The 22,306-nt window shown below is 61.7% G+C and carries 19 protein-coding genes; 11 read left to right on the plus strand and 8 right to left on the minus strand.

The features are described from left to right. The coding region (locus VMF11_02450) for an ATP-binding protein (GenBank protein HTU69155.1) at positions 1 to 345 on the plus strand (345 nt) is incomplete at its 5' end. Between the two features lie 242 nt (positions 346 to 587). Continuing rightward, complete coding sequence (locus VMF11_02455) at positions 588 to 980, plus strand: hypothetical protein (protein HTU69156.1); 393 nt, start codon at positions 588 to 590, stop codon at positions 978 to 980. Positions 981 to 1,078: 98 nt separating this feature from the next. Here VMF11_02455 and VMF11_02460 read toward each other — a convergent pair whose 3' ends face one another. Together VMF11_02460 and VMF11_02465 are read right to left on the minus strand one after the other, a co-directional pair. Further along, positions 1,079 to 1,579, minus strand: coding sequence for a DUF4265 domain-containing protein (locus VMF11_02460; protein ID HTU69157.1), 501 nt, complete (start codon positions 1,577 to 1,579; stop codon positions 1,079 to 1,081). Between the two features lie 9 nt (positions 1,580 to 1,588). Then, positions 1,589 to 6,760, minus strand: a complete 5,172-nt coding sequence (locus VMF11_02465) for a DUF6531 domain-containing protein (protein HTU69158.1) — start codon at positions 6,758 to 6,760, stop codon at positions 1,589 to 1,591. Positions 6,761 to 7,053: 293 nt separating this feature from the next. On the opposite strand from VMF11_02465, the gene ettA reads away from it, so the two are divergent. Beyond that, on the plus strand, positions 7,054 to 8,721 hold the full coding sequence (ettA, locus tag VMF11_02470; GenBank protein HTU69159.1) for an energy-dependent translational throttle protein EttA: 1,668 nt from the start codon (positions 7,054 to 7,056) through the stop codon (positions 8,719 to 8,721). 10 nt (positions 8,722 to 8,731) lie between these two features. Here ettA and VMF11_02475 read toward each other — a convergent pair whose 3' ends face one another. Then, entirely contained in the window at positions 8,732 to 9,016 is a 285-nt protein-coding gene (locus VMF11_02475; protein HTU69160.1) for a DUF6504 family protein, read from the minus strand. A gap of 5 nt (positions 9,017 to 9,021) precedes the next feature. On the opposite strand from VMF11_02475, the gene VMF11_02480 reads away from it, so the two are divergent. Then, the gene (locus VMF11_02480; protein HTU69161.1) at positions 9,022 to 9,867 is read left to right on the plus strand and encodes an ROK family protein; all 846 of its coding nucleotides are present in this window, start codon (positions 9,022 to 9,024) and stop codon (positions 9,865 to 9,867) included. Here the strand turns inward: VMF11_02480 and VMF11_02485 are convergent. Genes VMF11_02485 through VMF11_02495 form a run of 3 tightly spaced genes read right to left on the minus strand, consistent with a single transcriptional unit; the run spans position 9,809 to position 14,912 of the window. Continuing rightward, a complete protein-coding gene (locus tag VMF11_02485; protein ID HTU69162.1) occupies positions 9,809 to 12,874 on the minus strand; it encodes a hypothetical protein in 3,066 nt (1,021 codons plus the stop codon). The two genes, VMF11_02480 and VMF11_02485, sit on opposite strands and share 59 nt — an antisense overlap. Next, positions 12,864 to 14,216: a HAMP domain-containing sensor histidine kinase gene (locus VMF11_02490; GenBank protein ID HTU69163.1), complete on the minus strand. Its 1,353-nt coding sequence runs from the start codon at positions 14,214 to 14,216 to the stop codon at positions 12,864 to 12,866. Before VMF11_02490 ends, VMF11_02485 begins: the two co-directional genes overlap by 11 nt. 9 nt (positions 14,217 to 14,225) lie before the next feature. Continuing rightward, on the minus strand, positions 14,226 to 14,912 hold the full coding sequence (locus tag VMF11_02495) for a response regulator transcription factor (GenBank protein HTU69164.1): 687 nt from the start codon (positions 14,910 to 14,912) through the stop codon (positions 14,226 to 14,228). Between the two features lie 54 nt (positions 14,913 to 14,966). On the opposite strand from VMF11_02495, the gene VMF11_02500 reads away from it, so the two are divergent. The 7 genes from VMF11_02500 to VMF11_02530 all read left to right on the plus strand — a co-directional run bounded on the left by VMF11_02500 (position 14,967) and on the right by VMF11_02530 (position 19,776). Further along, complete coding sequence (locus VMF11_02500; protein ID HTU69165.1) at positions 14,967 to 15,236, plus strand: hypothetical protein; 270 nt, start codon at positions 14,967 to 14,969, stop codon at positions 15,234 to 15,236. Next, on the plus strand, positions 15,224 to 15,691 hold the full coding sequence (locus tag VMF11_02505) for a hypothetical protein (protein ID HTU69166.1): 468 nt from the start codon (positions 15,224 to 15,226) through the stop codon (positions 15,689 to 15,691). Before VMF11_02500 ends, VMF11_02505 begins: the two co-directional genes overlap by 13 nt. Positions 15,692 to 15,726: 35 nt before the next feature. After that, positions 15,727 to 15,990, plus strand: a complete 264-nt coding sequence (locus tag VMF11_02510) for a high-potential iron-sulfur protein (protein ID HTU69167.1) — start codon at positions 15,727 to 15,729, stop codon at positions 15,988 to 15,990. Beyond that, positions 15,963 to 17,030: a 3-oxoacyl-[acyl-carrier-protein] synthase III C-terminal domain-containing protein gene (locus tag VMF11_02515; GenBank protein ID HTU69168.1), complete on the plus strand. Its 1,068-nt coding sequence runs from the start codon at positions 15,963 to 15,965 to the stop codon at positions 17,028 to 17,030. Before VMF11_02510 ends, VMF11_02515 begins: the two co-directional genes overlap by 28 nt. After that, entirely contained in the window at positions 17,027 to 17,521 is a 495-nt protein-coding gene (locus tag VMF11_02520; protein HTU69169.1) for an isoprenylcysteine carboxylmethyltransferase family protein, read from the plus strand. Before VMF11_02515 ends, VMF11_02520 begins: the two co-directional genes overlap by 4 nt. A gap of 259 nt (positions 17,522 to 17,780) precedes the next feature. Beyond that, positions 17,781 to 18,836, plus strand: a complete 1,056-nt coding sequence (locus VMF11_02525) for a hypothetical protein (GenBank protein HTU69170.1) — start codon at positions 17,781 to 17,783, stop codon at positions 18,834 to 18,836. Positions 18,837 to 18,900: 64 nt separating this feature from the next. Next, positions 18,901 to 19,776 carry a hypothetical protein gene (locus tag VMF11_02530; GenBank protein ID HTU69171.1) on the plus strand — a complete coding sequence of 292 codons (876 nt, stop codon included), beginning with the start codon at positions 18,901 to 18,903 and terminating at the stop codon, positions 19,774 to 19,776. A gap of 98 nt (positions 19,777 to 19,874) precedes the next feature. Here the strand turns inward: VMF11_02530 and VMF11_02535 are convergent, their stop codons facing one another. Beyond that, on the minus strand, positions 19,875 to 21,062 hold the full coding sequence (locus tag VMF11_02535) for an acetyl-CoA C-acyltransferase (protein HTU69172.1): 1,188 nt from the start codon (positions 21,060 to 21,062) through the stop codon (positions 19,875 to 19,877). Next, the coding region (locus tag VMF11_02540) for a 3-hydroxyacyl-CoA dehydrogenase NAD-binding domain-containing protein (protein ID HTU69173.1) at positions 21,055 to 22,306 on the minus strand (1,252 nt) is incomplete at its 5' end. The genes VMF11_02535 and VMF11_02540, both read right to left, overlap by 8 nt.

Consider the following 22,306-nt stretch of genomic DNA (forward strand, 5'->3'; position numbering starts at 1 on the left):
CGGCTCAAGGAGTACATTCGGCGAGCGATCCAGGCGCCGAAGCTGCTGATCATCGACGAGCTCGGCTACCTGCCGTTCTCCCGTGAAGAAGCCAGCCATTTCTTCCAAGTGATCGCGCAACGATACGAACATGGATCGGTAATCATAACGAGCAATCTTCCGTTCGCGCAGTGGGATACAGCATTCGCCGGCGACGCGACTATGACCGCTGCGATGCTCGATCGCCTACTACATCACGCGCACATCGCGATGATCACCGGCGAGAGCTTCAGATTACGCGAGCGCAAAAAGGCGGGAATCAAACTGCCGGCGGCAAAAACCGCGGCCAAAGTGGGTCAAAATTAAACCGGCGATCTGACGGGTAGGTGGGTCAATTTTCAGCCGGCGTTTACAAAGATCAATTGTTGCAGCGGCCAAAACGCTACACACGAGAAGGGTGAGTATGGGCCGTTTCATTTCCCGAACCTAAAGCGAACTCACTAAAAACAGCGCCACCGAGCAGCTGCGGCCACCCTTTCACTGGGCGCAGATCGCGCTCTGCGGTCTTCGTGCTAATCGCAGCATTGATCGAAATCCCCGCCGAAAAGGTGCGATCCCCCCTCATTAAAGCCGCTAGCATTCCGTCCGAGCGTGCCGAGGCGATCGACGAAGTCGCGTCCTCATTCGGAAGCAGCGTCGCGCTGGTGCCGATCAATGCGCTATTCACCCAAGCCTCGCAAGCCGGCTACACGGTCGGCGGTTTCCCCGCGCCGCTCAGCCCGCAGTTCGGCGGCGGACTGGTGAGCTGGGACGGACTGCATCCCTCGAATCTCGGTTACGCGATCATCGCGAATCAGTTCATCTCGACGGCCGACACGGCGTTCGGAATGACGATACCTCAGCTCAGCCCGCTCCAGTTGGCGGGGATCGCCTCAACCGATCCGTACGATCCATATGTGGTCAAAGCCGGCGATCCCGACTCGCCGTTCCCATTACCCTAGCGAAACCGAATTTCGCAAATGAAGAGAGGGGCCCGATCACTCGGGCCCCCTTTTTTGGGCGGACCGTCCTCTCAATCCTACGTCCGAGGCAATTGGCGTCAGTCCTTTTCTGTGTCCGTGCCCCCAGAGCCGATGTCGGCATCATGACTAGACGGCAACGCGGAGCTCAACTCCCAGTCCCAGTAGCCCTTATCCTCACCGTCGTTAAGCCGCGCCTCGATATAGTCCAGATCACAACTGGGGGGAAAATTAAAGGCAACGTAATCCCTACCGTAACGCTCGATTCCAGATGCGAGCTTAGCCAACTCAGAAAGTCGCTCGAGAACGTCCGCGATTCCGGACATGCCCTCACCCACCGTCACACGGCACGTCTTATTGCCGGATCGCTCTATGAGGGAGTTGAAGTAAGGCCTATCATCGCCGTCCACGCGCTTGGTTGAGATGACATCTCCGACGCTAACACCATAGGCGAAGAGGGGGATGTTGTCGACGCGGTATTTGTCAGATAAAAGCTTGTCGCACCACAGTATTTCGGCGCCTTCGTCAAAGGGAAAGACTACCCTTTGCTGGTCGTGCCTGGCTGCGCGCTGCTCTACCATCTTACAACCTCAATTGTTCTGCTTCTGCGGGCTGTCGTCGGTCGAAGTCGCATTCCCACCTGAGTCTCCGCCCTGCGAACCCTGTGTCTGCTGCCCCTGCGTTTGTGACCCCTGCGGGAACTGCTCCCTGTACTCATCACCGTTCATCGGACCTTTTTGATTGTTGCATTCGCGGCAGGATGGCACCTTATTATCATCTCCATTGCTGCCGCCGTTCTTATGAGAGACTTCGTGATCTATTTCTAGGGATGTCCCATCGTCAGGGTCATGCTGGGGATTAGTTTGCCGATGACAATAGGTGCATTTCAAGCCTTTTGAATCAATGATCCTCCTGCGCTGCGCGGGAGATGTCTTTCCTCCTCTTCTGAATAGCGCACCTCGTATATCTGGCAGGTTGTGTGACCATGTGCTCAGCGCGCCTATTGCCGCGGCGAAAACCTCCACAAGGCCGACTGCGGCAGCCGTCTCGCCAACGCACAGATCCTCGAGACAATAACCACTTGGGTCACTGTATACGATTGGGTTGTTGTTGTTCCACATGTAGGGGCGCTGCGAATTCGGGTCATTAACGTCGCCCTTGTAGGGATCCGGCGAAGTCCATTGCTGGGTGTTCGGGTCGTACGCTCGTGCGCCCTGAACCGTGATGCCCGACACGAAGTAACCGTCGATCCTAGTAGAATCGAAGAGCATGGTGTCGTCAACACCGGAGGTTAGCAACGTAGGCGAATAAGCGCCGCAGGCTGGCAAACATCCCTGGAGGTTTCCCGCCGTGACGATCGACGGATAGGCCGTGTCCCACCGGTCGGGGGCGATTCCCCAAGCCCAACTCGACAATACCCCCGCAAAGAGCGTCCCTCCGACCGCCGACATATGGATAGCTACTTCGGATGCGCCGTAGTCGCGGTCAAGAACGACGAGGTGTTGGTCGCCGGCCGGCTGCAATACGATAGCGCCCAATTTTTCGATGTTGACCTGATCTACGTTCCCTGAGGAATCGGTTACAAATAAGAGATCGTCGCCATCCCAGTGCTCGGTATACGTCGAGTTCACAAGTCGGAGCCGCCCGTTAGCATCATACCCCATCGTTGCCGTGTAGCCGGTTGCCACCGTGTTTGAACCGCATGAAACGGTACACGTTGCAAGCGAGACGCAGCCGCGGTTGGTGCCGTTGGCGCCAGCATAACCGCATTGGTCCGAGATGACATGATCTTCGGCGTCGTATGTCCGTTGCTCGACGAGCGCGCTTGACTCGACGTCGCACGAGGGATCAGTGCCGCTAACGGCTGCCTGCGTCGATTGCCTGCCGTCCGCATCGAAAGTCCACCCATCGCGCTCGGTCACCCCGCTTATCGACTTGCACGCATAGATTGAGGTATCGACGCCGATCGTCACCGTCGCACCGACCGCGTCGGCTCCGGTGAAAGGATCAACGACACCGGTAAGACAGCCGCCGTAAGGCGGGGTGCCCCCATAGCAATGCGCGATCGTGGTGTCGGGATACCCGTTCGGCTCCGGCAATGAGTAGACGTTCTCGGAGCTTAGCTCGCCCCGGACATCGTATGATTCCGAAATAGACGTCGGATAGGTAGACTCGCCATTGTACTCCTGGCTTGACTGCTCCGGGAGCTGTTCCGTCGGTAGCGCGATCGTTGCCCCGGTTATCTCGCCCTCCGTATCGTGTGTGATGCCGGTGTAACCGCCCGTATTCGGAAGGGTGAGGGAGCTCAATTGCCCGTAGGCATCGTAGGTAGACGAGCGCGGCACGAAAGTGAATGCGTTGGCGTATGACCCCACGGCAGGCGCCACCGTTCCCGTTAGCGGATCGCTTTGGGTCAGCTCCCGTCCGGCATTCGTGTAGGTCCACGAGAATGGCGTCGAATACCCCGCGACCGCAAGGGTCGTTCGTGCGCCGTCGTTTCGGTAGCTGTACGCGAATTGGTTCTGTTGCGTCAGAGACGACGACGAGATCGAAAGGTTAGCGCGCCACCCGTTGGGATAGTATCCGTATGTGACGGTCGCCGGCGAACTGACGCCACCGCCACCTCCCTCGATGTGCTGCGTTTCTCTGCCATCTGCGTCGTACTGGTAGGATTCGGTACCGTAGACGGAAGAGCTTACCGCCGCAGTCCGTCCGTCCGGATCGTACGTGTAGTTCCGTGAAGGCGTCACCCCATCGCTAAAGGAGATACCGGCCATGCGGTCGAGCGCGTCATACGTATACGTCGTTGAGACGCCAAGCGCATCCGTCTTGGACGTCAGCTCGCCTTCGTACGGAGCTGCATCGTAGAAGTTGTTTGAAACCTCCAATGGGCCGAATGGCTCGTGCTGATAGCGCGCGGTTGACCGATCGATGCCATCGAATGCATTACCATTGACATCGTACCATTCGTAGGTCGGAGAGGTTGCATTCCACTCTTCGGTAAAATAGTTTTGTGTTTTGAAGAGGTTTCCGTAGGCGTAGTAAGATGCGCTCCCTCCATTTGGCTGTGTGATCGTCACCTGCTGACCCTGAGTGAGATCGTACAAATAGCGCGTGCGCCAGGGGACGTCGGCGTCTACGGTTGCATCGGAAGGTTGCTCGACCTCGATCAGGCGATCACCGCCATCGTACCATTTGTACGTTACGCCTGCAGCGACGCCATTTGTCGTTGTCTGCCCGTAATGGTGCGTTTCGCTGACCTCGTCACCGTCCGCGTCGTAAGCGTATAACGTTGAGTGTGCGCCGCAAGCCGCACTGCTATCCAATGCGTACTGATATGCACTCTGCTTCGCGCTTACGCTCCCGTCGAGATTGTAACAGGAGCGGCTCGTTACGCCATCCGGGTCGGTCGCCGCAATGAGACGATTCAGCCCGTCGTATGCTAATGACCAGGATCCGTAACCTTTGCTGTATGTAGCGACGTCGCCGTAAGCGTTATACGTGTAGTGCCCCTGCGACTGGGCTGCCGTACCGTTCGATTGCGTGAAGGACGCACCTACGACGTCGGTTGGAAGGCCGTAATCGCCGCCTTCGGACGATTGGTTGTAGCTGATCGAGGTATGATATCCCAACGGCGTGTACGTATCCGTCAGATAGCCGAACGGCTCGGCAGCATCGGTTGTGTTCCACACGTAATAGGTGACGCCCGAGCCGGGTGCACAGGTCGTACCGTTCGCGACAACGTAGACGGGATCGCAGTACGCGGTAAGGTTGTTATTCGCGTCGTATACGTACTCGCTGGTCGGGCGTATCGTGCCGGCCGACGTCGTCACCTGCGGGTCCATAACCTGGATCGTATTGCCGTTCTGGTCGTAGGCGTAGTCGGTTTCGTTGCCCGCCGCGTCGACCGAAGCGATGAGGTCATTGTCTGCGTCCCATGCAGCGCTCGTCGTTAAGGCATAGCTCGACGAAACCCAGGCCTGTGTCGTCGTGACTCGGCCAGAGCCATCGTACGTCCAGACCCGTGCATGCCCATCGGTATCCACGACAGTCGTTGTGCCGTTATAGCCGGCAAACGTTTCGGTTTCCCACGCTTGAACGCCCGAAGCTGCCGTGGTCTGTAGCGGGGTGGAAGTCCCGTCGCTCGGTGTAAAATTCACGACGCCATAGTTCTGCACCGTGGCAAGTTCCTGACTTTGCGGGTCACCGCTCGTACCTCCGGCATACGTGAACAGCACCTCTCCACCGTCGGTAAGACTCCCGTAATCTTGCTGGCTAATCGTAGCACGGGGGCCCGCGGCTCCTGCCATCATGTGGCCCGCATCGTAGCTATATGCCTCCGGGAGCGTCGCCGCGGCATTATTTCCGGGGCGTGTGACGCCGATGAGGTTGTTGTTGGCATCGTATGAATACGTGATCTGCTGGCCATCGGGTCGCGTGATCGAGGTCAGCTCGTCGTAGCCATTAACCAAACCAAAGGTCATGGTGAGAGATTGACCATCGCTGTGTTGGGCAACGATCTGCGTGATGTTCTCGGCACTCGTATCTTTCCCGTTTGCCCAGGAATAGGTGAACTCGATGTAATTGTTGTGGTTTCGCCCGATGATCTCGAAGAGGTGCCCAAGGTATCCGGCTCCGGAGCAGGTCGGATTTGTCGTCGGGGCCCAGAAATAATAGATGGTACCCGTCTTCTTCGTCCATTGATAACCGCAGCCGCCGTCGTAAAGCAGTGTTGTGCCCTGCATGCCCGGCGGTGGTGTCCAGACGCCGTTCTGCGCAGTGAAGTCGTAGCGCGCACCGTCGATGTCGTACACGCTCATGGTGTTTGTCGTGGCATTGTAGGCAAGGTGCGCATCGAACGTGTTCGTCCAACCGTTGCCGAACAGCGATGGCGTCGAACCGTCCGTTGCCACGGTGTCGTGTTGGCTCTGCGAGTTGTAGGTCCGCCGAAACGCCAAATCGATCCCGCGCTCGGGGATGTCGACGTCGGTCGCCTGCACGAGCAAATTGCCGTTCGCAACGTTGACCATCCACTGCCCGATTCCGGGAATTTTCCCCTCTTCGTAGGTCCACCAGCCGTTAATCCCCGTTGTAGCTGTGCTTAATTGACCGGCGGGCGTGGCTGTCGGCACGGGGGTTGGTGTAATTGGAATCGGCGTCGGGGTCGGCGTGGGCTGCGGCGTTGGGGTTGGCGTTGGGATCGGTGTCGGCGTCGGCGGTTCAGGCGTGGGAGTCGGCGTTGGCGCGAGTGTTGGAGTGGGAGTGGGCGGCGGTTTGATCGGCGTTCCGCACACCATCGGGCGCAGGCCGCGTCCAACTGACAGCGGGCAGACCTCAGGTGTGAGTGCGGCGCGCAGGCCAGCGCTCGGGTTCGCGATCGCGGTCACGCCAAGTGAGTCTTTGGCCTTCGACGGATTTGCCAAGAGCTTGAGGTCGAACGTGCGGGCAGTACCGGTACGCACGACAGCCGGCACCCGGCGGTAGCGGCTGAAGTCCAGCTGCTGTGTCGTCGGCCGCGGCAGCGTGTAGCGATTGAGCAAGGGGCGCGGCTGATGCATCAGGCTATACCGGTTCTCCTGTCCGGTCAGCAACGCGAAGATCTGCGAATTCTCCAACGCCGCGATCATCGGCGCGATAGCGAACGCCAGCTGCTCGCGGATGCCCGGAGCATATTTTGCAGCTGCGCTCGGCGGCGGGGCCGCCGATGCCGTGGACTGCAGTACGAACAAGAAGGTCATAACAAACGCAGCAACGCGACGCATACACACTCCATTACTTCAACTGTGGCCGAGCGTTGGCACGTTGAAATCTCTACGTTGCTCCGCTACTCCTTGTGAATCGCTATATCAGTATTGATTATCAAAACCGATAATCAAAAGTGATTATCAAAAGTGATTATCAGTTTTGCTAATCGGACGGGGGGTCGCGGTCTTCGTTTATTTTGCGCATTACGGGCATGACGCGCGGTCCAATCGCCCCGTGCTCGGAGCGATCGCACAGCGAAGGCGACGGGGTAACTAAATGACAAGGGTGGGCGATCGAAGAATGGTGGGACGTGCCTGAATACGTCTATTCCATGTACCGCGTCGGCAAAACGGTGCCGCCGAAGCGTCAGATTCTCAAAGATATTTCGCTGAGCTTTTTCCCCGGCGCGAAGATCGGAATCCTCGGGCTCAACGGCTCAGGGAAGTCCTCGCTCCTGCGCATCATGGCCGGCACCGACACCGAGTTCGACGGCGAGGCCACGCCCGCGGCGAATCTCTCGATCGGCTACTTGGAGCAAGAGCCGAAGCTCGATCCGAATTTGACCGTGCGCGAAGCCGTCGAGCAGGGCTTGGGCGAACTCATCGCCGCGCGCAAGCGGCTCGAGGAGATCTACGCCGAGTACGGCAACCCCGACGCCGACTTCGATAAGCTCGCCGAAGAGCAATCCAAACTCGAAGCGGTGCTGCAAGCCGCAGGCGACGATCTCGATCAGCAGCTCGAGATCGCGGCCGATGCGCTGCGCCTGCCGCCGTGGGATGCGACGATCGGGCCGCTTTCGGGCGGTGAAAAACGCCGGGTCGCGCTCTGCCGGCTCTTACTCTCCAAGCCCGACATGCTGCTGCTCGACGAGCCGACCAACCATCTCGATGCTGAGAGCGTCGAGTGGCTCGAACAGTTTTTGCAGCGCTTTCCGGGCACGGTCGTTGCGGTGACGCACGATCGCTACTTCCTCGATAACGCGGCCGAGTGGATTCTCGAACTCGATCGCGGCCGCGGCATTCCGTGGAAGGGCAATTACAGTTCGTGGCTCGACCAGAAGCAAGAGCGGCTCGCCTCCGAAGAAGCAGCGGAATCCGCGCGGCAAAAAGCGCTCAAGCGCGAACTCGAATGGGTGCGCCAAGGAACCAAGGGCCGGCAGTCCAAGAGCAAGAGCCGCCTCACGCGCTTCGAGGAACTCTCGAGCTACGATTATCAAAAACGAAACGAAACACAAGAGATTTTCATTCCGGTGGCCGAGCGTCTGGGCGAGAAGGTGATCGACTTCAAGGGCGTGCGCAAAGCGTACGGTGACCGGCTTTTGATGGATGACGTCAACCTCATCATTCCGCCCGGCGCGATCGTCGGGATCATCGGCCCCAACGGTGCCGGCAAGACCACGCTCTTCCGCATGATTGCCGGCAAAGAGCAGCCCGATGCCGGCGAGATTCTCGTTGGGCCGAGCGTCAAACTCGCGCTCGTCGATCAAAGCCGCGACGGGCTGGATAACGACAAGACGGCGTGGGAAGACGTGAGCGGCGGACGCGATCTGCTGCAAGTTGGGCGCTTCGAAATGAACTCGCGCGCGTATCTGGGCCGCTTCAATTTCAAGGGCGGCGACCAACAGAAGAACGTCGGCCAGTTCTCGGGTGGCGAACGCGGCCGATTACATCTCGCGAAGACGCTGCTCACGGGTGCAAACGTGCTGTTACTCGACGAACCCTCGAACGATCTCGACGTCGAAACATTGCGCGCGCTCGAGGACGCACTAACCGAGTTTGCCGGTACGGTACTCGTCACCAGTCACGACCGCTGGTTCCTCGACCGCATCGCGACGCACATTCTCGCCTTCGAAGGCGAGAGCCGCGTCTATTTCTTCGAGGGCAACTACCAAGAGTACGAAGCGGACAAGATCAAGCGCCTCGGTGAAGAGGCCGCGCGCCCGAAACGCATCCGCTACCGTCCGCTGACGTTGTCTTGAGCGCCCTACTTCACGAAAGCGTATAGAGCCACCAGCGCGGGGCGCTCTTGCGCGCGCCGCGATCGAAATACACGACCGCCACCCGTCCGTCTGCCGTCTCGAACTCGAACCAGTGCCGCTTGAGGTAGACGTCGCCGCGATCTTCCTTCGTCGAGCGCCATGCACGCCGTTGCTCGCGCACCTCGATGCGCTCGTCGCCCAACGTGAACGCGGGCGGTAGCGACGGCTCGCCGTGGGTGAGCGCGGCGACGTCGCCCGCGCCTTCAGGAACGATCGCCTTCCCGACGAAGCCCATGAGCGATGGCTTTGATGCGGATCGGAATCGACCTCGGTGGAACCAAGATCGAAATCGCCGTCCTCGATCCGGGCGGGAACGAACGGTTGCGTAAACGCATTCCGACGCCGCGCGGCGATTATGCCGCGACGGTGGGCGCGATCGCAACGCTCGTCAACGAGGCCGATCGCGACCTCGGCGAGCGCGGCACGGTCGGCGTCGGCACGCCGGGCGCGCTATCCAAGAAGACCGGCCGGATCAAAAACTCGAATAGCACCGTGCTGATCGGCAAGCCGCTGCGCGAGGATCTAGAACGCGCGCTCGGGCGCGAGATTCGCATGAGCAACGACGCGAATTGCCTCGCGCTCTCCGAAGCGACCGACGGCGCCGCACGGAACGCCCCGGTCGTCTTTGCGGCGATCCTTGGAACCGGGGTTGGCGGCGGCCTTGCGATCGACGGGCGCGTACACGACGGACCAAACGCGATCGCCGGCGAGTGGGGCCACACGCCGCTGCCGTGGATGCGCGCCGATGAAGCGCCCGGGCCACCGTGCTACTGCGGCCGTAACGGCTGTATCGAAACCTTTCTTTCCGGTCCCGCGCGTGCGCGCGAACCGTCGCTCGAACGCTATCTCGATCGTCTCGCGCGCGGGCTCGCCGTTATCGTCGACGTTCTCGACCCCGACGCGATCGTGCTCGGCGGCGGCGTCTCGAACGTCGACGACATTTACACCCGCGTACCGGCGCTCATCCGCGACTATGTCTTCTCCGACACCTTCGATACGCCGCTACTGCGCGCGGCGCACGGCGATTCTAGCGGCGTGCGGGGCGCGGCGATGCTGTGGCCGGCATCGGCGAAGGCAGCGCGTTGACGCCTTTTCCGATCGCGTCGAGTTGGCGCTCGTACTGCTGTATCAACGCGGCTTGCACGTCGGTCGATCCGTCGTAGGCGGTCGCAATGATGTGCCGCAGGTACGCGATCTGGTCGATGACGCGCGCCGGTTGTTTGTAGCCGGCGTTTTCACTGCCGTTGCCGTTGCGGAGTCGATCGGCGAGCGCGGTGTAGCGAGGTCCCTTGCCCTTCTTCAATCGCGCGAGCCATACTTCGCCGCGTTCCTGATCCTGCGCCAAACGTTCCAACGCATCGTATTGCGCCTGCAGCGCCGCAACCGAAGCCTTCACGCGCGGATCCAGCCGCACGGTGAGCGGAACCTCCAACGTTGCGCCGCGCGCCAGCAACCGTACGGTGTAGCGCCCCGGAAGAACCTGCGGTCCCGTGATCGCCAGCGGATAGAAGACGTAATACGGGCGCGAGTCCTGAACGGTCTTCGGCCAGCCCGGCGCGTCGGTCGTCAGATCCCACGTCACACGATTCACGCCGCCGTCCGCGGTGCCGTCGAGATGCCGGATCACCGCACCGTGCGCATCCAGAATCTCGATCGTCACGTTCTCCTTCGTTTTCTTTGCGGGCTTCGAAACGCGATGCGGCTTCAAATAATATGAAATCACCGCGCCATAGGGCTTGTTCTCGGAAACGAACTCGTTCTGACCGAGATCGTGGTAGGGACGCGCGGTGTAGCGCCACGCGGTGCGCGGCCGAAAGAGCGCCACCTCGCCCTGCACGGCGCGCGCCAAACCTTCGAGCGGCGTGATGTCGTCGAGAATGGCGAAGCCGCGCCCATGCGTCCCGGCGATCAAGTCGTTCCATTCGGGTTGAATCTGGAGATCGAAGACCGGCACGTGGTTCATGCCAAGGCGAAAATCTTGCCAATGCGCGCCGCGGTCGAAAGAGACATACAGGCCGTCCTCGGTTCCGGCGAAGAGCAGATTGCGTGCACGCGGGTCTTCACGGACGACGTACGCCCAGAGCGGCAGCCCGCTGTCGATCCTCGTCCAACTCGTTCCGCCGTCGTGCGTCATATAGATGTAGGGATGCGTATCGCCGAGGCGGTGCGCGTCGAACGTGACGTACGCCACGTCCGGGTCTTGATGCGAGGTTTCGATCGAAGCGACGATCGCGTGCGCCGGCACGCCGGTGATGTTCTTTCCAACGTCGGTCCACGACGCGCCGCTATCGTGCGTGACGTCGACATGCCCGTCGTCGGTTCCCACCCAAATCGTCCCGGCGTCCATCCCTTCGGCAATCGCGAAGATCGTGCAGTACGTTTCGGCGTTGGTGTTGTCGTGCGTGATCGGGCCGCCGCTCGGGAGCAGCCATTTCGGATCGCACGGCTGCGTGAGATCGGGACTGATCACACTCCACGATTGGCCTTGGTCGCGCGAGCGGAAGAGCACGTTGCCGCCGTAGTAGATCGTGTCGGGGTCGTGCCGCGAGACCAGCAGCGGAGCGCTCCAATTGAATCGATATTTCGACGAGCCGGCGCCCGTGCCGAACGTGATCTTCGGCTGCGGTGAGATGTAGCGCGCCTCGCCGGTAAGCAGATTGCGGCGCGTCAGGTCGCCGAAATGCGTGTCCTCATAGATCACGTCGGAATCGGTCGGATCGGGCACCGCGTATTGGCCGTCACCCCAATCCGAGATGTTGCGCCACGATCCGCCCGCGACGCCGGTGTCGTTCCAGAGCGAGTTCGGGCCCCACCACACCTCGTGGTCCTGCATTCCGCCCATCACGTGATACGGAAGCGCGTGATCGTAGCCGACGCGATAGACCTGGGCAAACGGCACGGTGTTGACGAACGACCACGTCTTGCCGTCGTCGTTGCTCAGATCGAAGCCCATATCACTACCGAGCAATTCGCGCCTGGGATTGCTCGGATCGATCCAGAGGTCGTGATTGTCGCCGCCAGCTTCGACGCCTTTGAAATGTTTGCCGCCGTCGGTCGAGCGTGAAAGCTCGCCCGAGATGTTCCAGACGATGTTCGGCCGATCGGGATCGACGCGAACTTGACTGAAGTAGAACGGACGAAAGACCAAATCCTGATCCGCGTTCACCAATCGCCATTGCACGCCGCCGTCGTCCGAGCGATAGAGCATGCCCGTTCGCGTGGGAACGATCGCGTAAACGACGTTCGGATGATGCGCGCTGATCGAGAGGCCCACGCGATTGATGATGCCGCCGGGTAAACCGTCGTGACGCGCCGGATCGGTCAACTTCGTCCAGGTGACGCCGCCGTCGGTCGAGCGAAAGAGCCCGCTTCCGACGCCGCCGCCGCGAAACGTCCACGGCCGCCGCAGATAGTCGAAGGTTCCGGCTAAGGCGATCTGCGGGTTCGAGGGATCGAAGGCAACGTCGCTGCCGCCGGTGGTGGGGTTCACGTAAAGCACGCGCTGCCACGTCCTTCCGCCGTCGCTCGTGCGATAGATTCCGCGCTCGCCGCCCGGCGTGAACTCGGGTCCCATTGCCGCGACCAGTGCGACGTTCGGGTTGGTGGGATCGATCGCGATCTTCGCGATGTGCTGCGTGCCCGTAAGTCCGCACGAGCGCCAGGTTTTGCCGGCATCGTCGGAACGAAAGACGCCGTCTCCGAGCGCCGCGGTGTTGCGCGGAAAGCCTTCGCCGGTTCCGGCGTAGAGCACGTTCGCGTTCGACGGTGCGACGGCGATCGCGCCGATCGACGTCGAACGGCCGGCGTCGAAGATCGGCTCGAACGTCATCCCACCGTCGATCGACTTGTACAAACCGCCCGAGGAATGCGCGAGATAGATGACGTTCGGATCGCCCGGCACCCCGGCGACCGCATCGAGCCGGCCGCCCATCACCGCCGGACCGACCTCCCGCCAATGCAGCGCGCCGAAGTCAGCGGGTGCTACCGTCGCCTGCGCCGCGGTCTGTGCCGAAAAGACGGCGTTCGGCGGCGGAGGCGCTGCGCATCCGGCCAGCAGCAGAATACATACGAAGAACAGACGATCATTGCGCATCCAGCGGTGCATTCGCACCATCGTCGCCGCTTTCCGGTTCTGCGCGCGCAAAAGCGAGGACGACGCGCAAACCGCTACCGGTATTGACGAGCGTCACCCGTCCGTCGGATCGCTCGACGCCGCGTCGCACGATCGAGAGACCGAGCCCGGTGCCGTCGGTACCGACGCTGGCGTCACCGCGATAGAAGCGGTCGAACGCGTGCTCGAGATCGTCCTCGCTCATTCCGGGCCCGTTGTCCTCGACGGTGATCGACGCGGTGCGCTCGGCGCAGCCAACCGTTACGCTCACAGGTCCCGATTCCGCGTACTTGAGCGCGTTTTCGACCAGCGCGGTAAGCGCGTCGAGCAATTCGCTCGGGTTGACCCGCGCCGGGGCCGGACCGTTTGCATGGAGCGCGACGCGGTCGTAGCCGCCGTCGCGAAACGTTTTCACGACGCTCTCGGCGAGCCCGTTCAAATCGACCGTGTAATACGCGCGCTCGCCGTGTTCGAGCCGGGCGAGCACGATGAGATCGTCGATGATCGCCTTCATGCGCCGGCTTTGAGCGAGCATGTTGCCGAAGACGGTCACCTCGCGCGGAGTCTGCGGTTTGAGCGCACTGACATGCCCCATCAATACGGTCAACGGCGTGCGCAGTTGATGTCCGGCGTCGGCGACGAATTGCCGCATCTCGTCCATCGCCGCCGATCGCTCGTCGAAGGCGTCGGTGATTTGGCGCACGGCGGCATTGTACGCATCGGCCAGATCGCCGATCTCGGTGCGTTGTTTCGTGGTCACTTGTTGCGGGCTGAAATCCCCCGAGGCAAACCGCTGCAGTGCGCGCGTCGTGTTCAGCAGCGGTTCGAGCGTGCGGTTCGCGACCAACGCGGCGAGGAACCAGGCCGGCAGCAGTGAGAGCACGTCGACCACGATCGCACCGAAGAGCCAGTGGTCGACGGTCCGCTGGATGTAATCGACGTCGGGATAGATGTCGACCCGCATCGCACCGAACAAAACGCTCTCCGGCTCGAGGTGCGGTCCGATCGGGGGAGGTTCGGGCGGCAACGCGAACGGGCCGAGCCCGAACCCTTCGCGCGGCGCCACCGCGACACGCACGTGCAGCCCCTGCACTTGCGGGAGCACCAACGCCTCGACGTCGGGCGTCGATTGCACGCCGCCGGAAAGCGCATACTGAAAAGCAAGGCGCGTGATGCGCAGCGAGGCGAGATTCACGTCGGCGGCCACGATGTTTCGCGTGATATCGCCGGCAGCGATCCAGATGATCGCCGAGATCGTAAGCGCGAACGCGATCCACGCGGCAAGGAACGACGCGATCAGCCGCAGCCGGATCGATCGCAACACCGGCGCGCCCTATTGCGTCGAGCGCAGAGCGTACCCGACGCCGCGAACCGTGTGCAGCAGCGGTTCGTCGAATCCGTAATCGATCTTGTGCCGCAGATACGAGATGTACGTTTCGACCGCGTTACCGGTGACCGATGCGTGGTCGCCCCAAACCAACTCGATCAGCTGATCGCGGGTAAACACGCGCCGCGGCTCACGCAGGAAGGTTGCGAGCAAATCGAATTCGCGCGCGGTAAGATCGATGATCTTCCCTCCGCGTGTTGCCCGGCGCGTCTGCATGTCGAGCGAGAGATCGCGATAGGTAACGATCTGCGGTGATTCCAGACGCGGGCGGCGCAGCGCCGAACGAAGCCGAGCGATCAGCTCGGGAATCTCGAAGGGCTTGGCCACGTATTGATCGGCGCCGCGATCGAGACCGCGCACTTTGTCGTCGGTACCGCCCTTCGCGCTGACGATAAAGATCGGCGCCTGCGTCGTGCGGCGCAGTTCGGGAAGGAGCGCGATTCCGTCGATCTTCGGCATCATCACGTCAAGCAAGATTGCGTCCGGTTCCCATTCGCGCACCAGGTTCAGACCGGCTGGACCGTCAGGAGCACTGCGCACGTCGAAACCGGCGTCGGACAATTCCAGCTCGAGCAGGGTACGAATGTCGGGTTCGTCGTCGATCACGGCGACCCGCGGGCTCAAGGTCTCCATGGTTTCCCAGAATAGGCTCGAACGCTTGGGCCATCCTTGGAAGAGAGGGTTCGGTTGGAGCGGCGCATCTCGTTCTTGCCATGGAACGTCGTGATCTCGCGCATGGCCGAGGAACCGGCCGCGATGTTGCCGTTCGTCCTCGGCGGCTTGTGGGCGCTGCGCTATGGGCTCGACGAGCGGCGCGCGGAAGCGTTCGCGCTTGCCGGCGCGCTCCTAGGCATCGCTTCGTATTCGTATCGAGCCGCGTTGCCCGACGGTGTCGCGCTTGCTATCGCCATGCTGGCGCTTCCGCCCGCGCGGCATGGCTCTGGATGTGGCTTCTGATCTATCCGCTCGGCGGCGCGCTCACGAACGACGGCGGCGCGCGGCGCTACCGGCTCGCGGCCGTGCTCGTTCTGGCGATCGTCGTCTTCGTCGAGTTCGCGCAGTTCTGCAAGGCCTATTTCATCGACTACGTCGCCCCGTCCGCCGAAGCGTTCGGATACGAAAACCGCGACCTCTTCGTCGCCGTTCGCGCGCTCGATCCGAAGGTGGCCTGCTTTGTGGGTCTCGATACGCTCAACGCGCCTACGCTCTTCGATTTCTATCTGCGCGATCTGCACGTGCGAACGATCGAGTACGACACGCGCGCCTGCGAGGCAGCGGGCGCGATCGTGGCGGTTCCGAGCTCGAGCGACGCGCCGCCCGACGCGGAACTGATCGAAACGATTCCGCGTTACGATGGCACAGTGGGCTACTATCTCTACCGGACGCAGGCGGTGCCCGGCACGAAGCCGTAGACCCACCTTACGGACGCACGGGAGGATAGCCGTTCATGGATCGTTCGTCGAAGTCCCAAACCCGCAAAGAGGCGCTGCGCAGCTTGATCGTGCTGCCCGCGCTCGCCGCGGCGGTCTCGCTGGGCACCGCTCCGGCGCTCGCCCAGAACAACAAGAAACAGTTCCACTACCAAGACAAGCCGGGGCCGGGCGGCAAAAAGTGCTCGCAGTGCCGCTTCTTCAGACCGCCGCACGCCTGTAGCGTCGTACATGGCACGATCAGTCCTGACGGGTGGTGCATCGCCTGGGCCAAGAGGTAGCGCTCGTCTCGATCGCGACGGCCGTTCCGCCGTACGCGCTCCAACAAGACGATGTCGCGGCGCGCGTTCGCGCGCAGTTCTCTCGCTCCGAGGTCGTTCAACGCCTGATGCCGGTCTTCTCGACCACCGGCATCAGGCGTCGTTATTCATGCGTGCCGATCGACTGGTATTACGATCCGCACACCTGGCCGCAGCGCAACGAAATCTATCTCGAATCCGCGCAAACGCTGCTCGAACGTGCCGCGCGCGATGCGTTCGAACGTGCCGGGTGCAGCGCGAGCGAGGTCGATGCGATCGTCGTCGTCTCCACCACCGGCATCGCCACGCCCAGTTTGGACGCGCGGCTGATCGATCGGCTGGGCTTCTCGAACCGCGTGCAGCGGCTGCCGATCTTCGGCATGGGCTGCGTCGGCGGGGCGATTGGTCTCGCGCGCGCGGCCACGATGGCGCAATCCCGTGCAAATGCAACCGTCTTATTGCTGGTCGTGGAATTGTGCGCGCTCTGGTTTCGCCGCGACGATCTCGCGAAGAGCAACGTGGTGGCAACCGCGCTCTTCGGCGACGGCGCCGCCGCTGCGGTGCTGCGGACGGGCGGAGGGGGACCGATCCTGCGGGCATCCGGCGAGCATACCTTTCCGAGCACGCTCGACGTGATGGGATGGGACGTTGCCGAGGACGGGTTGCGCGCGATTTTTTCGCGCGACATTCCGCAGCTCGTCGAAACCCAAATGCGGCCGGTCGTCGATACCTACCTCGCGGAGTCGGGGCTGACGCGCGCCGACATCGACGTTTTTCTCAGCCATCCCGGCGGCACGAAAGTCCTCGACGCGCTCGAATCGGCCTTCGGCATTCCCTCCGGTGCATTGGCCGATTCGCGCGCGGTCCTCACGGAATACGGAAACATGTCGGCGGTGACGCTGCTCTTCGTGCTGGAACGCGCGCTGCGTGAAGGGGCGCTCGCGAGCGGGTCGTGGCGGCGCGCGCTGCTCTCGGCGATGGGGCCGGGATTTACGGCCGCGTTCGTCACCCTGGAACGATGACGCCGCTCTACTGGACTTTGCTCTTCGTCGCACTCTTACGGCTGGTCGAGCTTCGCTACGCCGGCCGCAACACGCAGCGTCTGCTCGCCGGCGGCGGCATCGAGGTCGCTCGGCGGCAATACCCGTGGTTCGTGGCATTGCATGCCGCGTGGCTCCTTTCGATGGCCGTCTTCATTCCGGCATCGGCGGCGCCGAGCATGCCGCTGCTGGCGGTGTTTGCCCTGGCTCAAATCGCGCGCGTCTGGGTGATCGCAACGCTTGGCCCCTATTGGACGACCCGCGTCATCACCGTTCCCGGCGCGCCGTTGATACGCCGCGGTCCCTACGCGTTGATGCGTCATCCGAATTACGCGATCGTATGCGTCGAAATCGCCGTCCTTCCGCTCGCCTTCGGCGCGTGGATAATTGCGCTGACGTTCAGCGCCGCCAATGCCGTGTTGATCGGTTGGCGCATTCGCTGCGAAGACGCCGCGCTGGATGAGCGCCGCTGACGCTTGGTATATATTGCAGAAGGATTCCAGGTGTTCCCGCTGCTTATTAATAATGAGTTAACTCAATATAATGCCGTGGCTCACTCATAAGGAGCGGCTTGCGTGGCTGTAGGCGTCGACCGCATACATCGGTATATCGTCGTTTCAGCTGCGATCACTTTCACGGCATTTGGCTTCGCCGTTTCTTCCGGGATACGCGAAGCATCAGGTGTTACCTAACTTCGTAGGAGGAGCTCATCACACCACAAAGGAGAGAACCTTGAAACGAGTACTCATTACGCTAAGTGCAGCGCTCGTACTGTGCACCATGGCGGTTGTCGGGATTGCTTCGGCGCAAACGACACCGGCCGCAACGACGAGCGGTATCACGGTAGCTCAAGCCACGGCGGCCCCGAAGAAGGATCCGCCCAAACCGCACTTCGTCACCGTTCACGTCGGGGGCATGGGAACGTGGAACGTCGGATCATCGGATCTCGCGCTTCCCTCTAGCTATTGCGCGACGACGCAAGATTGTGGACCCACCGGTCAGTATCAGTTCGCAAATCCGGTCATCCATTTCACCTACGGCATCCAGATCAAGCTCTCGAAGAAATTTTTCCTCAGCTATGCTCATAGCTATGTCAATCAGAACATCGGCCGCGTCGGCATCGCAAGCAAAGTCTGCTCGAGCCTGCCTTGCACTGCCGCCAAAGAGTTCGTGATCCCGTATACGTACCAAAAGCTCAACGACGACCGGGTCGACGACGCGGCGCTGAACTGGCTCGCGGGTCCGGTCACCGTTTCGGGCGGATGGCGCGAGCGCGCGCGCATGTGCTGCGGCAACGGTAATGAAGACAGTGCCGGCGAGACGGCGTGGCACCTGCTCTACCTCAAATTGGCCACTCGCGTCGGCCCGGGCAGCAAGTACTTCGGCAAGCTGTTCGGCCTCGCGGTTGAAGAGGAGTATATTCCCCACAATACCGCCGGCGTCTTCAAGGCCAGCCCATCGGGTTTGGTCGTGCCGACCCAGGGTAGCCTGATGCATACGACGGTCACGCCGAACATCACGTTGCCCATTGGAGATCCGCACACCTCGACGCTCGCGTTCTTCGGCACCTACCTGAACAACTTCGACTACTTCATCAATGCCCCGGTGCCGTATCTCTATAACGAAGTCGACTTCGGGCTCATCAAGAAGTGGCCGCCGTACGTCACCCTGTCGGTCACCAACTCCAACCTCTACGAACATCACGAGGGCTATCCCTATTCGAACGCCGACACCATCAACCGCAACAAGCTGCTGATGGTCCTCGACGTCGCGCTGCCTGTTCTCTAGGACTCGCAGCGACATAGACCAAAAAGGACCCGGCGGACACGCCGGGTCCTTTTTGGAGGCAATCATGAAACGCACCGTCATTTCGCTAGCGGCACTTTTGGCCGCTTACGCGATTCCCGTCTTCGCGCAGACACCGGATAACGAAACGCTCCTCCTGCATCGGCTCGCGGCCATCGGCGGTGGAACGGCTGCGGTCTATGTCGGGACGTTGCCCGCCGACATGCCAAAAGTCCCATTACCTTCGGCTACCATCGTGGGAAGCGTGCACCAATCGCTCGAGTCCCCCGTCACCGTCGATACCTACAACCTGTACTACAATGCCGGGGCGGGCACATTGAAAGCCTATGGCGCCGCGCTCATCGCCGCGGGCTGGAAGGAACAACCCTTTCCCACGAACGCGGGCGGCTTCGTTTCGTCAACCGGTCCGCAGACGGCAATATACTGTAAAGCGAACGCACCGCTGATCACCGCGCAGACCGGAGCGGCGGATCCACAGGACCTTCGCGTCTCGATCAGCGAGCAGGGAACCACCGGCGACCTCATCTGCGGCCGCAATCCGTTGATGGCGCTCGTAAGCAGCGCCTTGCGATCGCCGCTGCCGAAACTGCAGGCGCCCGTAGGCGTCCGCATGTCGGTTTCGCAAATTGGATTTCCAAGCGGTCAGTCCGCCGCGTACATTCACAACGGATCCTCCGCGGGTGCGCTGCTCGACGGTTTCGCGAACCAAATGACCGCCGCCGGCTGGCAGGCCGGCACGAAATCATCCGGCACATCCCTCGCTTCGCAAACATTCCAGAAGGTCGACGCGAAGAACACGCCGTGGCGGTGCGTCATCTCGGTCGTTGCGATCGACGGTAAACCCGGCGAATTCGTCGCCTTCATCAGCACCGCCGATGTGAAGGCGCTCTCGAAAGGCGAAAGCGCGCTCTTCCAACAGTGAGCGTTACCTGTTGGAAGTTCGATTAGGCGTTCCGGTTAGGCAAAAGGAGCCGACGTGTGCGAGAGGCACACGAGGCTCCTTTTAACGACACCGGGGGCCTAAGCAACCTCAAAGAGGCCGGCGGCACCCATGCCGCCGCCAATACACATCGTCACGACCACGTATTTCACGCCGCGGCGCTTGCCTTCGATCAATGCGTGCATCGTCATACGCGCGCCGCTCATACCGTACGGATGCCCGATCGAGATCGCGCCCCCGTCGACGTTGAAGCGCTCGTTGGGAAGGCCGAGCGTGTCGCGGCAGTAGACGGTTTGCACCGCAAAGGCTTCGTTGAGCTCCCACAGGCCGATGTCGTCGATCTTCAAGCCGTGCTGCTTGAGCAGTTTCGGCACGGCGAACACCGGACCGATGCCCATCTCGCCCGGCTCGCATCCCGCGACCGCGAAGCCGCGATAGAAACCGAGCGGCTCGAGGCCGCGTTTGGACGCAAGCGCCGCGTCCATTACCACGACGGCCGCCGCGCCATCCGAAAGCTGCGAGGAATTGCCGGCGGTAATCGAGGTGTCTTTGATGCCCGGAACCGCACCCTTGAGTTGCGCGAGCCCCTCGAGCGTCGTATCCGGACGGTTCCCTTCGTCCTGCGTGAGCGCAACCGGCTCTTCGCTCACGGCGCCGCTGTCTTTGTCTTGATTGTACTTCCAGGTCGGCAGCGAGATGATCTCCTTGTCGAAATGGCCCGCCTTTTGACCCTCGGCCGTGCGCTGCTGGCTTTGCAGCGCGTATTCGTCCTGCGACGCGCGCGAAATGTTGTACTTCTTTGCGACGTTGTCGGCCGTGTAGAGCATCGGCATGTAGACGTCGGGCGTGTGCCGGAGCAGCCACTCTTCGGCGTAGAACTCGGTGTTGAGGTAGTTCTGCACCATCGAAATCGACTCGACACCGCCGCCGACCACGACGTCGGCGTTATCGACGATCACGCGCTTGGACGCGGCGGCGATCGCGTCGAGACCCGAAGCGCAGAAGCGGCTCACCGTTTGACCCGAAACCGTCACCGGACAGCCCGCGCGCAATGCGGTCGTGCGTCCGATGTTGTTTCCGGTCGCGCCCTCGGGAAGGCCCGAGCCGATCACGACGTCCTCGACTTCGGCCGGATCGACGCCGGCGCGTTTCATCGCTTCGGCGACGACGTAACCGGCCATCGTGGCGCCCGGCGTTTGATTGAATGCACCGCGGAACGCTTTGCCGATCGGCGTGCGCGCCGCTGAGACGATTGCCGCCTCACGCATGAGTCAGTTCTCCTTGGCCCTTCGGGCTCTTGGCTGCAGCGAGATCGGCGAATTTGCCGTTCGACTCTGCCAGTTTCTTGAGTAACGGTGCCGGCTGCCAACCGAACGCCACGACCCGCTCGTAGACGTTCTTGACGCCGGCTTCATCGGCGTACCACATCGGGCCGCCGCGATGCGGCGGGAAACCGTAGCCGTAGATGTAGACGATGTCGATGTCGCCGGGACGAATCGCGACGCCCTCTTCGAGCAGATACGCGCCGCGATTGATCAGCGCATACACCAGACGCTCGAGAATTTCGCCGTCGCTGACCTCACGCGGCTTGATGCCGGCTTTCTTGGCCTCTTCTGCGAAGAGCGCCACGACATCGGGATCCGGAATCGGCTCACGTCCTTTGCCGACGTTCTTGTCGTACTTGAAATACCCCGAGCCGGTCTTCTGACCGAGGCGGTTCATTTCAACCAATCGATTGATGACGTTGCTGCGGCTCTTGGCCATGTCGGGACGCTCTTTGAGGATGCGCCAGCCGACGTCGACGCCGGAGAGATCGCTCATCGCGAACGGTCCCATCGGGAAGCCGAACTTCTTGGCCACGGCATCAACGCGCGCCGGCGCCACGCCTTCTTCAGCGAGGCTACCGGCCGCTGCGCCGTAATCGAACACCATGCGATTGCCGATGAAGCCAAACGCATTGGTTGCAAGCACTGCGGTCTTGCGCAGCGTCTTGGCGAGTTTGAACGCCGTCGCGATCGTTTCGGGCGAGGTCTCCTTGCCGCGCACGATCTCGAGCAGCGGCATGATGTTGGCGGGCACGAAGAAGTGCAGGCCGATGACTTTTTCCGGCCGCTTCGTGACCGATGCCATCGCGTCGATGTCGAGCGTCGAGGTGTTCGAGGCGAGAATCCCCTCGGGTTTCACGATCGCATCGAGTTTGGCGAAGACGTCTTTCTTGACGTCCATGCTCTCGAAGACCGCTTCGACGACGACGTCGGCGTCGGCGAGCTCGCTCCAGTCGTCCGTAAACGTGATCGACTGACCGCGCTTCCAGGCTTCTTCCTGCGTGAGCTTGCCCTTCTGCACTTGGTACATGAACATGCCCATCACGGTCTGGCGAGCCTTCTCGACGGCTTCATCGTTGGAGTCGACGACGACGACCGGGATGCCGGCCTGCGCGAACGTGATCGCGATGCCGCTGCCCATCGTGCCGGCGCCGACGACGCCGGCCTTCTCGATCGCGAGCGGCTCG

It is taken from the genome of Candidatus Baltobacteraceae bacterium (assembly GCA_035502855.1).
Taxonomy (GTDB): Bacteria; Vulcanimicrobiota; Vulcanimicrobiia; order Vulcanimicrobiales; family Vulcanimicrobiaceae; genus Aquilonibacter.

What these genes read in the sequence shown, in the direction of transcription:
- VMF11_02505 (HTU69166.1), top strand. Translation starts at nt 15,224, where the DNA reads ATGTGGCTTCTGATCTATCCGCTCGGCGGCGCGCTCACGAACGACGGC.
- VMF11_02465 (HTU69158.1), bottom strand. Translation starts at nt 6,760, where the DNA reads ATGCGTCGCGTTGCTGCGTTTGTTATGACCTTCTTGTTCGTACTGCAG.
- VMF11_02480 (HTU69161.1), top strand. Translation starts at nt 9,022, where the DNA reads ATGGCTTTGATGCGGATCGGAATCGACCTCGGTGGAACCAAGATCGAA.
- VMF11_02485 (HTU69162.1), bottom strand. Translation starts at nt 12,874, where the DNA reads ATGCGCAATGATCGTCTGTTCTTCGTATGTATTCTGCTGCTGGCCGGA.
- VMF11_02460 (HTU69157.1), bottom strand. Translation starts at nt 1,579, where the DNA reads ATGGTAGAGCAGCGCGCAGCCAGGCACGACCAGCAAAGGGTAGTCTTT.
- VMF11_02535 (HTU69172.1), bottom strand. Translation starts at nt 21,062, where the DNA reads ATGCGTGAGGCGGCAATCGTCTCAGCGGCGCGCACGCCGATCGGCAAA.
- VMF11_02520 (HTU69169.1), top strand. Translation starts at nt 17,027, where the DNA reads ATGACGCCGCTCTACTGGACTTTGCTCTTCGTCGCACTCTTACGGCTG.
- VMF11_02530 (HTU69171.1), top strand. Translation starts at nt 18,901, where the DNA reads ATGAAACGCACCGTCATTTCGCTAGCGGCACTTTTGGCCGCTTACGCG.
- VMF11_02510 (HTU69167.1), top strand. Translation starts at nt 15,727, where the DNA reads ATGGATCGTTCGTCGAAGTCCCAAACCCGCAAAGAGGCGCTGCGCAGC.
- VMF11_02475 (HTU69160.1), bottom strand. Translation starts at nt 9,016, where the DNA reads ATGGGCTTCGTCGGGAAGGCGATCGTTCCTGAAGGCGCGGGCGACGTC.
- VMF11_02495 (HTU69164.1), bottom strand. Translation starts at nt 14,912, where the DNA reads ATGGAGACCTTGAGCCCGCGGGTCGCCGTGATCGACGACGAACCCGAC.